The 12507-nt window shown below is 59.5% G+C and carries 7 protein-coding genes and 11 pseudogenes; 9 read left to right on the forward strand and 9 right to left on the reverse strand.

Translation table 11 applies throughout. The annotated features are described in order from the left end of the window. A pseudogene (locus X743_RS137950) lies at nucleotides 1-414 on the forward strand (DDE-type integrase/transposase/recombinase); the annotation flags it as partial. A gap of 28 nt (nucleotides 415-442) precedes the next feature. On the opposite strand, the gene X743_RS137945 reads toward X743_RS137950, so the two are convergent. Further along, a complete protein-coding gene (locus X743_RS137945; RefSeq protein ID WP_348625911.1) occupies nucleotides 443-1666 on the reverse strand; it encodes an IS110 family transposase in 1224 nt (407 codons plus the stop codon). 244 nt (nucleotides 1667-1910) lie between these two features. Here X743_RS137945 and X743_RS1000000173170 point away from each other — a divergent pair. Continuing rightward, a pseudogene (locus tag X743_RS1000000173170) lies at nucleotides 1911-2201 on the forward strand (transposase); the annotation flags it as partial. A gap of 20 nt (nucleotides 2202-2221) precedes the next feature. On the opposite strand, the pseudogene X743_RS01000000169710 reads toward X743_RS1000000173170, so the two are convergent. Beyond that, nucleotides 2222-2584: pseudogene (locus X743_RS01000000169710) on the reverse strand (transposase); the annotation flags it as partial. A gap of 86 nt (nucleotides 2585-2670) precedes the next feature. Here X743_RS01000000169710 and X743_RS1000000173845 point away from each other — a divergent pair. Continuing rightward, a complete protein-coding gene (locus X743_RS1000000173845) occupies nucleotides 2671-3324 on the forward strand; it encodes an IS3 family transposase (protein ID WP_245264362.1) in 654 nt (217 codons plus the stop codon). 208 nt (nucleotides 3325-3532) lie between these two features. Here the strand turns inward: X743_RS1000000173845 and X743_RS1000000171800 are convergent. The 3 genes and pseudogenes from X743_RS1000000171800 to X743_RS00220 form a co-directional block, all read right to left on the reverse strand. After that, nucleotides 3533-4060: pseudogene (locus X743_RS1000000171800) on the reverse strand (IS30 family transposase); the annotation flags it as partial. Nucleotides 4061-4080: 20 nt separating this feature from the next. Beyond that, on the reverse strand, nucleotides 4081-5244 hold the full coding sequence (locus X743_RS137940) for an IS4 family transposase (protein WP_031258864.1): 1164 nt from the start codon (nucleotides 5242-5244) through the stop codon (nucleotides 4081-4083). A gap of 116 nt (nucleotides 5245-5360) precedes the next feature. After that, nucleotides 5361-6038 (reverse strand): annotated as a pseudogene (locus X743_RS00220) (helix-turn-helix domain-containing protein); the annotation flags it as partial. A 214-nt stretch (nucleotides 6039-6252) separates the two neighbouring features. Here X743_RS00220 and X743_RS1000000172635 point away from each other — a divergent pair. The 3 genes and pseudogenes from X743_RS1000000172635 to X743_RS1000000170140 all read left to right on the forward strand — a co-directional run. After that, nucleotides 6253-6405, forward strand: coding sequence for a hypothetical protein (locus X743_RS1000000172635; protein WP_156934584.1), 153 nt, complete (start codon nucleotides 6253-6255; stop codon nucleotides 6403-6405). A 52-nt stretch (nucleotides 6406-6457) separates the two neighbouring features. Beyond that, nucleotides 6458-7558, forward strand: a pseudogene (locus X743_RS01000000169720) (IS3 family transposase). Next, a pseudogene (locus tag X743_RS1000000170140) lies at nucleotides 7474-7794 on the forward strand (transposase); the annotation flags it as partial. The pseudogenes X743_RS01000000169720 and X743_RS1000000170140, both read left to right, overlap by 85 nt. Nucleotides 7795-7811: 17 nt before the next feature. Here X743_RS1000000170140 and X743_RS01000000169725 read toward each other — a convergent pair. After that, nucleotides 7812-8064 (reverse strand): annotated as a pseudogene (locus tag X743_RS01000000169725) (DDE-type integrase/transposase/recombinase); the annotation flags it as partial. Nucleotides 8065-8220: 156 nt separating this feature from the next. Continuing rightward, on the reverse strand, nucleotides 8221-9126 hold the full coding sequence (locus tag X743_RS137930; RefSeq protein ID WP_023769445.1) for a LysR family transcriptional regulator: 906 nt from the start codon (nucleotides 9124-9126) through the stop codon (nucleotides 8221-8223). 34 nt (nucleotides 9127-9160) lie between these two features. On the opposite strand from X743_RS137930, the gene X743_RS137925 reads away from it, so the two are divergent. Together X743_RS137925 and X743_RS137920 are read left to right on the forward strand one after the other, a co-directional pair. Beyond that, complete coding sequence (locus tag X743_RS137925; RefSeq protein ID WP_023769446.1) at nucleotides 9161-10573, forward strand: aromatic ring-hydroxylating dioxygenase subunit alpha; 1413 nt, start codon at nucleotides 9161-9163, stop codon at nucleotides 10571-10573. A gap of 85 nt (nucleotides 10574-10658) precedes the next feature. After that, nucleotides 10659-11735 (forward strand): 2Fe-2S iron-sulfur cluster-binding protein, encoded by a 1077-nt coding sequence (locus tag X743_RS137920; protein WP_023769447.1) that lies wholly within the window; start codon nucleotides 10659-10661, stop codon nucleotides 11733-11735. 59 nt (nucleotides 11736-11794) lie between these two features. On the opposite strand, the pseudogene X743_RS1000000171805 reads toward X743_RS137920, so the two are convergent. Then, nucleotides 11795-12017, reverse strand: a pseudogene (locus tag X743_RS1000000171805) (transposase); the annotation flags it as partial. A gap of 4 nt (nucleotides 12018-12021) precedes the next feature. Beyond that, nucleotides 12022-12114, reverse strand: a pseudogene (locus X743_RS1000000173850) (IS5/IS1182 family transposase); the annotation flags it as partial. A gap of 8 nt (nucleotides 12115-12122) precedes the next feature. Here X743_RS1000000173850 and X743_RS137910 point away from each other — a divergent pair. Next, nucleotides 12123-12507: pseudogene (locus tag X743_RS137910) on the forward strand (transposase); the annotation flags it as partial.

Raw genomic sequence — 12507 nt, forward strand, 5'->3', positions numbered from 1 at the left:
CTGATCGTGAACCACAAGAAGCTGTTCCGGCTCTATCGGGAGGAGAAGCTCGCCGTTCGCCGCCGTGGCGGCCGCAAACGGGCGATCGGGACCAGGGCGCCGATGGTGGTGCCGCTGAGGCCCGACGAGCGCTGGTCGCTCGACTTCGTATCGGACCAGCTCACAGACGGGCGCCGCTTCCGCATCCTGGCCGTCGTCGACGACTGCACGAGAGAGTGCCTGGCACTCATCATTGATACGTCTCTCTCGGGCCTGCGGGTTGCCCGCGAATTGGACCGGCTCATCACCGAGCGCGGCCGGCCGAGAATGATCGTCAGCGACAATGGCAGCGAGTTCACCTCGAACGCCATCCTCTCCTGGGCGGATCAGAACCGCGTCGAATGGCATTACATTGCGCCCGGCAAGCCGATGCAGACGGATGTTGTAGAATAGCCCGTTCTTCTCATTCGGCGGCTTTTTCCACAGCCTTCTGCCTTTCCGGCCTCGCTCGCCATCGGGAAGTCTCTGCTGCATAGGCAGCTTCTGCCTTTTCGACTCGGGATCGTTCTTCGGCGCGCTTGGCCGGAATGTTGTAGTCGAAGGCGGTGCCGCGCCTGGCATGGCTCGTAGGGAGGCCGGCACGCAGCTCGACCGATCTGAACTTGCGGGCGAGTAAGGCCGGCCGGGCCCAGATGTAGTCGGTATCCTTGCTCAGCATGTGCCAGATGATCATTGCAAGCTTGCGCGCAGTGGCGACGGCCGCGATGTGCTTCCCGCGGCGCGAGGCGATCCGCTTGTGGAAGGCGCGAAGAGGTCCTGGCGATCGCACAGTCGCCCATGCCGCCTCGACCAGCATCCCCCGCGCATGGCCGCGGCCCTGCTTCGTGATGCGCCCGTGATAGGCTGGCCCCTCACCGGACTGCCGCACGCTGGGATTCAGGCCAAGATAGGCAACGAGCTTCTGTGGATCGCTGAAGCGCCGTATGTCGCCGATTGCCGCGGCAACGCTCGCAGCCACGGTGACGTCGAGGCCGGGCAACGTCATCAGGCGGCGGATTGTCGGATCCTGAAGGGCATGTACGGCGATATCCGCCTCGACCACCGTCAACGCCTCGTTGATCTGGTTAATCAAGCCGAGGTGGCGCTCGATGGCGGCGCGCTCATCCGCAGGCAATATTTGCCTCGTCAGCCATTTGCGCCCGCTGATCCCGACGAAGTTCCCATGCGGACACGGCGGGATCAGGTGGGCGTGGAGGATTGACTGGATCAGGTTCTTCAGCCGCGAACGCTGGCGAACCAGCTGTGTCCGCCTGGTGACCTGTCTTCGGAGGGCAAGGGTCCCCGGATCCGGAACCCAGACCTCCGGCAGAAAGCCCGAGGCGTAGAGCTTCGCAAGGACAGTGGCGTCGATCGTGTCAGTCTTCACCTTCGCGTGCGCGATCATGTGCACCTGCTTGGGATTGGCGATCACGATCCGATCGACGTAGGGCGACAGCACTTCAGCGACGGCAGCAGCATTGCCCGTGGCCTCGATCACCACATGATCATCGTGGGTGAGTTCCTTCCTGGCGAACTCCTCGAGCTTGTTGCGCAGCATTTGAACGCGGCCGAGCTTGACGACCTTGCCATCAAGCAACGACACGACCTCGGCGGCTACGCGGTGTATGTCCATGCCGATAATACGCACGGTTCCCTCCATCGTTGGTCACGAACAGGGAGCGAGCGGGCAACACGACAAATACGGATCCGCGCTCGCAGCGCATCCGGGCGAGTCGTAGGGGCGGCCAGATAATGTGCTCGAACTCGCAGTTCATCTGCATACGACGGCCTGCCCGCACTTGCGTGCTCCCGGTGCCCCGTGGCCCGGATGCGCCAAGCTTAACGAACCTGACGACCGAACAAACGATGGCACCAAGAACATCATACCGGATAATGGCTTCATCGAGAGCTTCAACGGCCGACTACGCGATGAACTGCTCAACGAGACGCTGTTTACTGCGCTGGCTCAGGCACGCGTCGCCATCGCCCTGTGGCGCGCCGACTACAACACCGCCCGGCCGCATTCCCAAATCGCCTGGCAGACACCGGCCGAGTTCGCCACCACCTTCAATCTGCGACGGTCGCTCGCGCTGCGCGATGCCAAAGGCTCCGCGCCAGCGCCCGTCGCTTCACCCGCCCAGCAGGGCACAACCCACGCCGGAAACGAACTCAAAACTGGATAGAAACTGGGGGCAACGTCAGCGAGAGCCTGCGTCAGTTTTTCTCCGGCATAGCCGCCGTCGGCGAATAGATGGCGCAGCCACTGGTAAAGNGTCAGCGAGAGCCTGCGTCAGTTTTTCTCCGGCATAGCCGCCGTCGGCGAATAGATGGCGCAGCCACTGGTAAAGCTGTCGAATAGAGGCGGTACGCCAACTGCCCCATCCCTGTCCTGGATGTCGGCCGCGTGCACCCTCAGCCCGACAAGGTGCCCCTCGGTGTCGATAATGATATGGCGCTTGCGGCCCTTGATCTTCTTGCCGGCGTCGTAGCCACGCAAACCGGCAACGTCCGTGGTCTTTGCCGATTGACTGTCGATAATGCCGACGCTCGGGCTCGTCTCGCGACCAAGCACCAGGCGTGTGTCAATCGGCGTCGGACAGGATGGTTTTCGCTAATTGACCGGGCAGCCGGGCTTTCAGAGGATGAAGGCCCATGGCAAAGCACCGAACCCACAGCATCGAGTTCAAATGGCAGGTTTCGCAGGAGTATTTCGGCGGCGAGACCCTGCATGCCCTCTCGAAGCGCCACGACATCTCACGCAATCTGATCCGGATATGGGTCGAGAAGTTTCAGGCGGGCGCTCTCGATGAGGATGCCGCAGCGGCCGATCTTCTCCAGGCTTATGGCGCGCATTGCCGCGCTCGAACGGCTAGTCGGCAAGCAGGCTCTGGAACTGGAGTTTCTAAAGGGGGCTCTGCATGCACGACCGCGGCAGAGAAACGGGCCTACATCCGCGACCACCGGTCCCATGGTCTCTCCGTCGCCGAAGGATGCCGGCTGATGGGCCTCTCGCGCACGACCTTCTATGACCAGCCGCGCAGCGCGGCAGACGACACCGCGATCGTCGAAGCGATCGCAGCCATCTGCGACGAGTTCGAGCACTATGGCTGGCGTCGTGTCCGTGCCGCTCTTCGGCACAAAGGCATGATCGTCAATCATAAGAAGATCCGCCGCCTGATGCGCGAGCATGACCTCCAGCCGAGAATGCGCCGTCGATTCACGGTGACCACGGATAGCGATCACAACCAGCCGATCTTCTCGAACCTCGCCCGGGACATCATCTCCGATGGACCCGATCAGCTCTGAGTAGCGGACATCACATACGTCACCGTCGTTGGCGGCTTTGCCTATATTGCCGTTGTCCTGGATGCCTGGTCGCGGCGGGTTGTCGGATACGCCATCAGCCGCTCGATCGACGCACGGCTGACGCTGGCGGCTTTGACCGCCGCAGCCGAAGGACGCAAACCGCCACCCGGCTGCGTGCATCATTCTGATCGCGGGTCACAAGGCGGATTCAACCCGTCGTCGCAACACCGGCATCATACTGTCCCCCAAGGAGCTGGTCGAGGACTTCGGCAGGTGTTTTCCAGCCGAGCGTTTTGCGGTCTTGTGTTGATAGCATGGGCGACTGCGTCCAGTTCCCGGGCTGTGTGCCGACTGAGATCCGTGCCCTTTGGAAAGTACTGTCTCAGCAAGCCGTTGGTGTTTTCGTTGGAGCCTCGCTGCCACGGGCTTTGGGGATCGCAGAAGTAAATCTCGAGCCCGGTGTCGATGCGCAGGTCGGCGTGCTGCGCCATTTCCGCTCCCAAGTCAGCGACTGACGCAGTTGCTCGGGAAGTTTGCCCATGGATCGGGCTATGGCTCTGCGGACTGCTTCAGCGCCGTGGCCGGCAAGTGGTGGACCGTTCTTGATGCGTAGGCTCTGCTGATAGCCATGCATGCGCGGCAGGTGAAGCAGCATTGTGAAGCGTGAACTTCGTTCCACGAGCGTGCCGATCGCCGAGCTTCCGAGGCCAAGGATGAGGTCGCCTTCCCAATGTCCGCAGGACTGTCCGGGGAAAGTTATTCATATATGAAGGCCATCTGATTGAGGGAGGATCGGTCTCTTGGTCGGCTCGGATTGACCGGCGGCGGCTTATCGATGGCGTTTATTTTTCGCCGCCCGAACAAGTATTGGGCGACCAGCTCTGTGAACCGCAGGATTGGAATGGCGACACCTCGGGCGCGCGCGATGATGCGCAGCAGTGCATAGGCGATCATTGCCGCGAAGAGCTGCAGGCGGATTGCATTGCCGTTGTTGCCCAGGAACTTGCCGATCTTGAGGTGCTGCTTGATCCAGCGGAACAGAAGCTCGATTTGCCAGCGGCCTTTGTAGAGCTGCCCGATCTCGACTGCGGAGCGCTCAATGTCGTTGCTCAAAAGCATGATGGTGTCGCCTTCCTGGCGCTGGATGCGCAGGCGCCGCAGGCGTATCGGCAGCTTGCAAGCGCCCTTGCTGACCAGGTTCACCTCACTGTCTTCCAGGACCAGGAAGCCGTCGCCCTGCGGCTCGGCCACGGGGCGGTTGCACAGCTGCGCCAGCCCCATGTTGGTCTTGGGCCGCGTTACGAAGACCGACCCGGCCTCGGCGATCGCCGTCCACCAGCCATAGTGGCAATAGCCCTTGTCGAACACATAGGTCGCCGCGGGCTCGATGGTGATCCGGCGGCCGATCTGGGCGTCGTTGACGTTGGCGTCGGTGATGTCGAGGACGCGCGGATGGTCGGCCTTCGGGTCATAGACGACATGGACCTTCATGCCGCGGATGCGTCCGTTCGACTTGGCCCACTCGCACAGCTTGCCGAGCGGAATGGGGGTCGAATCGATCAGCCGCAGCATTTCTTTACCCTCTTGCCGCGTCTGCCGGTCGAGCAGGCCCGCCACCAGGCTGAAGGCCTCGGCAAAAATGGCGACCGGGCGCCGTCTGTTGGCATCCGACAAGGTCGAACGCATCAGCGGACCGCTGCCCAGGTGGTAATGATGCTGGCTGTTGGCATTCCAACCGGCTTCCAGGCCACGCAGGCTGTCGCTGCCGCAAAACTGGGCATAGATCAACACCACCAGATGATCCCAACTCCTGAACGATTTGTCGTAGGCATCGCCGTCGTGACGATCCACAATGGCTTGGAATTGACGGCGATCCATGGCTTCAAGAAGCTGCCCGAAGATGCTAGGCGCAAAGCGCATGCCCCGTTCCTTTTCTGAGTCTCGACAACCAGAGAGAAGACGGACAAACCCCGTTTTACGGGGCATGCAAATGCGGCATTTCGATTCACTCAAAACTTTCCCCGGACAGCCCTGCAATGTCCGGGGACAGCCCGATCGGCAATTTCGGCCGGACGGTCGCTTATCATAACGGCGTCTCCAATGAAGGACTTGTTGCGCACTCGGGACCGTTCGCGCGGTACGCGCAGCGCGCGGCCTGAACGCAGACATGCGGTCAGTTCTCGGCGCAATGCTCCGCGTCCTTGAATGTACAAGGACTGATAGATCGTCTCGTGGCTGATCCGCATGGTTTGATCCTCTGGGTAATCGATCTGAAGCCGATGAGCGATCTGCTCGGGGCTCCAGGCTGTCGACCACCGCCGGCTCTGCCGGTGAACAGCCCTTCGCTTTTTCCATACCACCTTGGGGCCCTCGAATGAGGCGCCATGCGGGTTGGTGACTTTGCCGGCCAAGCGCTCCTCCACATATTCACGCAGAGCCGGATTGACCGCCAGCTTGCCAGGCCGAGGCCGCCGGGACGCACGATCGGCGTGCCATTGGGCGGCACTGGCCCGGTAATCCAGATTGCCGCTGCGCGTCGCGGCATTGCGCCTGACCTCCCGCCAGATTGTGCTCGGCGGCCGACCTAGCTTACGCGCAATGGCCCGGATGCCGATTCCCTTGGCAAGCTCAAGCGCAATATCCTCGCGCTCCCGAAAGGAAAGATATCGCCCCGAAGGCGGCTTCGCCCACGGCGCCAAATGCGTTGGCGGCATCCCTCCTGCACTCCGAAACCAGCGCGGACCAAGAGGCGTTGATATACCGGCATCCAGTGCGGCCTCCTCGCTCGAACCCAAGGCAATAGCTTGCCAGAACCGGAAGCGATTCTCACGCTGCCAGGCAGGCGGACGCCCGGGCGAATCTAGCTTCTTTCGAGTGGACCGATCTGAAGCGCGTTGGTGAACCGTCATTGCAACCTCCAATCCCTTGGTGTTGCGACGGCCGGTTGAATCCGCCCAATATGCCGCGACAGCCTATCGCGATCACCTTGCCGCCCACGGCCTGGTCGGTTCCATGGGCCGGCGCGGCAATCCCTACGACAACGCAAAGGCGGAAAGCTTCATGAAGGTGACCTGCCACTGAAAATTTCCTCCATCTGAGATTAGAGTCCGAGCCTTGATTGAAGGACGGACTGATGAAGAGAAAGCGGTTTACGGAAGAGCAGATCATCGCGGTTCTGCGCGAGCATGAGGCGGGTGCGAAGGCGGGCGATCTTGGCCGCAAGCACGGGGTCTCGGAGGCGACGCTGTATAACTGGAAGGCCAAGTATGGCGGGATGGACGTCTCTGACGCCAAGCGGCTGAAGGCCTTGGAAGACGAGAACGCCAAGCTGAAGAAGCTGCTCGCCGACCAGATGCTCGAAGCCTCGGCACTGCGCGAGCTTCTGTCAAAAAAATGGTAGGGCCCGCCGCCAAGCGCGAAGCCGTCGCGCATCTGCAGGCCGTCATGGGCCTATCGGAGCGTCGGGCCTGTTCCTTTGTCGACGCCGATTGTAGGATGATCCGCTACCAGTCTCGCCGAGCGCCAGAGACGGAGCTGCGTGGTCGGCTGCGTGACCTCGCCAACGAGCGCCGGCGCTTCGGCTATCGACGGCTGTTCATTCTGCTCAGGCGCCAGGGCGAGACATCGGGGATCAACCGTATCTATCGTTTACTGCGAGGAAGGACTGGCCGTGCGCAAGCGACGCTCCAGGCGCCGAGCGGTAGGGACGCGGGCACCGATCCTAGTCCAGGNGTCGCTGGATTTCGTCCATGATCAGTTCGCCTGCGGCCGGCGCTTCCGCGTGCTCAACATCGTCGACGACGTGACACGCGAATGCCTGGCTGCGCTCCCGGACACCTCGATCTGCGGCCGCCGGGTGGCGCGTGAACTGACGGAATTGATCGCTCACCGCGGCAAGCCGGGCATGATCGTCTCTGACCACGGCACCGAGTTCACCTCGAACGCGATCCTCGCCTGGTCGAAGGATCATCAGGTGGAATGGCACTTCATCGCGCCAGGCAAGCCGATGCAGAACGGCTTCTGCGAAAGCTTCAACGGGCGGATGCGGGACGAGTTGCTGAACGAAACCCTGTTCTTCGGCCTCGACCATGCCCGAACAACCATCGCCGAATGGGCAGACGACTACAACCGAGCGCGTCCACATTCGNGGAATGGCACTTCATCGCGCCGGGAAAGCCGATGCAGAACGGCTTCTGCGAAAGCTTCAACGGGCGGATGCGGGACGAGTTGCTGAACGAAACCCTGTTCTTCGGCCTCGACCATGCCCGAACAACCATCGCCGAATGGGCAGACGACTACAACCGATCGCGCCCACAGGCGCTCGGATACATCACGCCTGCGGCCTATACCGCCAATCTCACCGCAACGGACGATCGGCTGCGCAACCCCGACCAGCTCCGCCGATCACCCGTTGCTCAACCCGCGCCATACGGCGTAAAACCCGCCGAGGCTCTAACTGCAGCCGGATGAAAATTCAGTTGGTCATTTTCGCTGAAGAAGAACTCGACCGTGTCGCCGAGGCTCGATGGCGCGGTAGAGATACATCCATTGGCCGCGGACCTTGAGGTACATCTCGTCCATATGCCACTTGCTGCCGACCGCACGCTTGCGTCGGTTGAAGCGCTCCAGCAGCTGCGGCGAGAAGTGGGCGACCCAGCGATGCACGGTGGAGTGATCGACCTTCAAGCCGCGTTCGGCCATCACCTCTTCCAGATTGCGCAGGCTCAGATTGTAGGCCAGGTATCAGCGCTCGCACAGGAGGATCACCGGCTGGTCGAATGACGGCCTTGAACATCACGTGCTCCTCTAGCCTGAGGAGGGCTCCATGCCATGCTCCGCTTACCGAAAGGTTTGTTTGCGACAGAGTGGGGTTTGCGATCGCTTCAGATGCCCGCCTCAAGGCTGTGTTACTTGGTTGGCGACCGAATCGACAAGGGCATTCACTACCTCACGTGCGACAGAGCTAATGGTCCTCCCAGTCACTATATAGAAGGAATTGCCGTGACGCCGGGATATAGATGTCAATCGCACTACTTGACCTAGTCTAAGTTGCTCCTCAATAAAGCCGCTCCAAGCGAGCGCGGCGCCACGTCCGGCAATGGTTTCGTGGATCATGGACAAATAGTTGGTAAATCTTGGGCCATCAAGTTTTCCATCAATGCCTATCCAGGATTCCCAGCTATCAATAGCCTCAGGCTGTGTGGTTGAGTGCAAGAGAGGCACTTCCAAGAAGGCGCTTGGGTCGCGGGAGGCGAGAGCTGGATACCGCTCCAAGAAACCTGGTGAGCAGACAGGGAACCATTCCCCATCAAACAGTTTAGTGGCCACTAGGTCTGGCCAGTCTTCTGGTCTCCCGAAGCGCAGTGAAATTGCTACATTGGGGTTATCGAAATCGCTGTAATTATAGGACGTCATCAAAATCACTTGGCTGGTCGTAACCCTTGACGCCACTATGTCGAAACGAGGCATAAGCCACATTTGTTGCAGGTCATATGCGCAACCGACAATGAACGTGTCACGGCGCGAAGCCTGAATTCTTTCAACAGTTTGTCTGATCGTGCCTAGACCGTCGCGGATCGCCTCGGCGAGGTTAGCACCGGCATCGGTCAACACCAACCTGTTACCCTTGCGGATGAACAATGCGACCTTCAGCTGTCGTTCTAGATTAGTGACGTGCCGGCTCACCGCTGATTGCGCAATGTTGAGCTCATCGGCCGCCGCGGTCAGTCCTCCGCTTCGCGCCGCGGCCTCGAACGCCACCATAGCATTTAGGAGCGGCACCGACGTTTTAAGCGTCTTCATTGTCCAGCATGCCTTTTTGTTATGATAGGATATCATGGATATATTTGCAACGACGGTATCGAACCGCATAATGTTGATTAAAAGTTATCGTCAAGACCACCTTGGAAGGAAGGGTTCGATGAAAGCCGTTAAGAATTCTATTTCCCAGCGCGCCACGGTCGCTCTGATAGATCGACATATGCCGGGCTGGGCGCTTGAGGGGCCATTTTACGTGGACCCAGCAATTTTTGAGCTCGAGCGCGAGTTATGGTTTCCGCGCCAGTGGACGCTAGTCGCCCATGTTAGCGAGGTCCCTGAAAAGGGGAGATACATCCTGCGTCAACTGTTCGACGAGGAAATCATTGTCGTCCGATTTGGTGATGGGGAGAACGACATCGCTGCCTATTACAATGTCTGTACTCATCGAGGCTCCCGGCTCTGCACAAAGGACGGTCGAGGACGGCTTTTGGTGTGCCCATATCACGCGTGGTCGTTCCGGTTGACCGGAGAACTACAATCGCGGCAAGACGTACCTGAGAACGTCGATCCGGAGTCGTTAGGCCTCCATCGCGTGCCGACAAGGTGCGTTGGCGGCCTTCTGCTTTGCGGTCTCGACCAGGCTAGTTTGCCAAGCATTCAGCCTCTTGTCGATGGATTGGACCAGGGTTTGCGGGATATGGGGATAAACCGCGCGCGCGTGGCTGCTCGCAAAAGCTACCCAACTAAAGCCAATTGGAAGCTCGTCGTAGAGAATTTCAGTGAGTGCTATCATTGCCGGCCGGCTCATCCCGAATACTTCAGGGTGAATAGTTACGTGAAAGTCGTTGCGATGCGCGATGAGGCTAACGCGATAGCGTGGCAGGAAGAACTTGATGCTTGGCACAGTGTCATCGGTGACGCGGAATTTTACAAAGGGGCCTGGGAACCAGGCGGCCTCGACAAGGTGCAGTTCGCTATGTATCGCAAGCCTATCGGCCGCGGTCGCGTAACCCTGTCCGATGACGGCCAATCGGTTTCGTGCTTGATGGGTGGCCGCGGCGAATATGATGGGGGTGAGACAGGGTTTCGGCTTGGCAGACTTTCCTTCATTAGTGCGGCAAACGACTACGTCACGCTATTCCAAATGATCCCTCGCGGTGTGAATGAAACAGATGTAATACTAACTTGGCTAGTAGATGAAAAAGCCGATACTCAAATCAACACCGACGCAATAACTTGGATGTGGGACGTAACAACGGCGCAGGATAAGACAATTACTGAGGACAACGCTGCGGGCGTTGCCTCCAAGGCCTACCGACCCGGTCCCTACACTGAACTGGAACCCCATCCGTCCGTCTTCGTCCAGACATATCTAAGCGAGATGCGCGAACTGATCACGGGGGAACCGTCCGAAGCCCCGACGTGGCAGTTTCCCACGAAGGGCTACACAACGTCCTCCGACGCCGCCGTAACGACTGAAGTTGTCTGAAACGAAGCCCCTAAAACTATGTGATCAAAGCGTGCCGGCGAAGGGCGCCGGCATGCTGGTTGCTTCATGATTGCACCACAACCCCATGCTTCATCACCTTCATCACCTGACGGTTACCCAGATCCACCGGGAGACGCCTGATGCCGTTTCCTTATTATTCGACATACCGAAAGCGCTGAAGTCTCATTTCGCATTTCAGCCGGGGCAATATCTCACCTTGGAGGCTGAGATCACGGGGGAGCGTGTGAGGCGCGCCTATTCTATATGTTCAGGTTTGGACGACGATGAAATCAGGGTTGCCGTAAAAGAGATTGAAGGGGGGCGGTTCTCAACCTTCGTCAACCGTCTCCTTAAGCCTGGCGACGTCCTGGGTGTGATGGAACCGAGAGGTCGATTCGTTTTGCCACCGTCTCCAAAAGAGGGTCGAACTTTGCTTGCCGCTGTAGCAGGCTCCGGAATAACCCCGGTCTTGTCTATGGCCAGAGCGGTGTTGATTAGAGAGCCCTGCAGTCGCTTTGTTTTGCTCTTCGGCAACAAACGCCATTGCGACATTCTTTTCCGAGCACAAATCACAGATCTTCAGAAACAATTCTTTCCCCGCCTTATGGTGCGTCACATTTTGTCCCGCGAGAACGTTGGGCCGGAATTTGGACACGGCAGGATCGATGGGGGCAGACTAATCGATATTCTTAGCGAGTTAGAGATTCCGATGCCGCAGGTCGACCATGCGCTAATATGCGGGCCACCCCAAATGGTTGCGAATCTCCGTGCGGCGCTGCAACAACATGGTGTCAAGGCACACAAAATCCTCTTTGAATCCTTTAGTTCCGACACTGCTACGACGTTCCGTAACGAAATCTTGCCGGACGAACCTGCACGCCAGAGGCAAGTAGAACTTAGGCTGGACCGCCGAAGCACGATGATCGAAACCCATCCGGGAGAGACTATCGTTGCCGCTGCGCGCCGACAGGGTGTGGACGTTCCGTTCTCCTGCGGGGCCGGCACTTGTTGTTCCTGCGTCGCCAAAATCGTTGAGGGTAGTGTCGCAATCGAATCCGATACGGCGCTCGAGGCGTGGGAGCGAGAAGCAGGTTTTGTGCTGACCTGCCAATCACGCCCCACTAGCGATCGAGTAGTGGTCGATTATGACGCCGCATTGTAAGTCATAGAGCGGTGACGGTAATCCCCACCTATTGGCTTAGAGCCTGACTCGAAACTCGGTTACGTGCGAGGTGGAGCTGCGCGGCGGCGGAGCATGAGGCGGATGGATGGCGATGAATATCCATGCCTCGGCGCTGGCGATAGTCGCCTCGAAATCCTTGGCGAGCCGGCGACAACGTCCGAGCCAGGCGAAAGTTCGCTCGACGACCCATCGTCGCGGCAGGACCTCGAAGCCCTTGGCCGCGTCGGAGCGCTTGATGATTTCGATGGTCCATGTACCCAGGTCGGCGANGCGGCAGGACCTCGAAGCCCTTGGCCGCGTCGGAGCGCTTGATGATTTCGATGGTCCATGTACCCAGGTCGGCGATGACCTTGCCCCTCTTATCTAATCCGGTTTGAAGTTCGTTCTGGCCCATCGAGAGGACCAGGACATGAAAAACGTAGCCGCTTCTCTGAAGAGCAGATCATCGGAATTTTGAAGGAACATGAGGCCGGGGTATCGGTTGCCAATCTGTGCCGCAAGCACGGGGTCAGCGACGCCTCGATTTACAACTGGAAGGCCCGCTTCGGCGGGATGGATGTCTGCGAGGCTCGGCGACTGAAGGCTCTGGAGGACGAGAACACGCGGCTGAAGCGGCTTCTGGCCGACGCCATGCTCGACAATGCCGCGTTGAAGGATCTTGTGGGAAAGAAATGGTGACGCCCGCGGCCAAGCGGAAAGCTGTCGCTCGCCTGAAGGAAGGCTTCGGGATGAGCGAACGGCGGGCGTGTAA

The organism is Mesorhizobium sp. LNHC232B00 (assembly GCF_000502435.1).
Taxonomy (GTDB): Bacteria; Pseudomonadota; Alphaproteobacteria; order Rhizobiales; family Rhizobiaceae; genus Mesorhizobium; species Mesorhizobium opportunistum.

What these genes read in the sequence shown, in the direction of transcription:
- X743_RS1000000173845 (WP_245264362.1), top strand. Translation starts at nt 2,671, where the DNA reads ATGGCAAAGCACCGAACCCACAGCATCGAGTTCAAATGGCAGGTTTCG.
- X743_RS137940 (WP_031258864.1), bottom strand. Translation starts at nt 5,244, where the DNA reads ATGCGCTTTGCGCCTAGCATCTTCGGGCAGCTTCTTGAAGCCATGGAT.
- X743_RS137930 (WP_023769445.1), bottom strand. Translation starts at nt 9,126, where the DNA reads ATGAAGACGCTTAAAACGTCGGTGCCGCTCCTAAATGCTATGGTGGCG.
- X743_RS137925 (WP_023769446.1), top strand. Translation starts at nt 9,161, where the DNA reads ATGGATATATTTGCAACGACGGTATCGAACCGCATAATGTTGATTAAA.
- X743_RS137920 (WP_023769447.1), top strand. Translation starts at nt 10,659, where the DNA reads ATGCTTCATCACCTTCATCACCTGACGGTTACCCAGATCCACCGGGAG.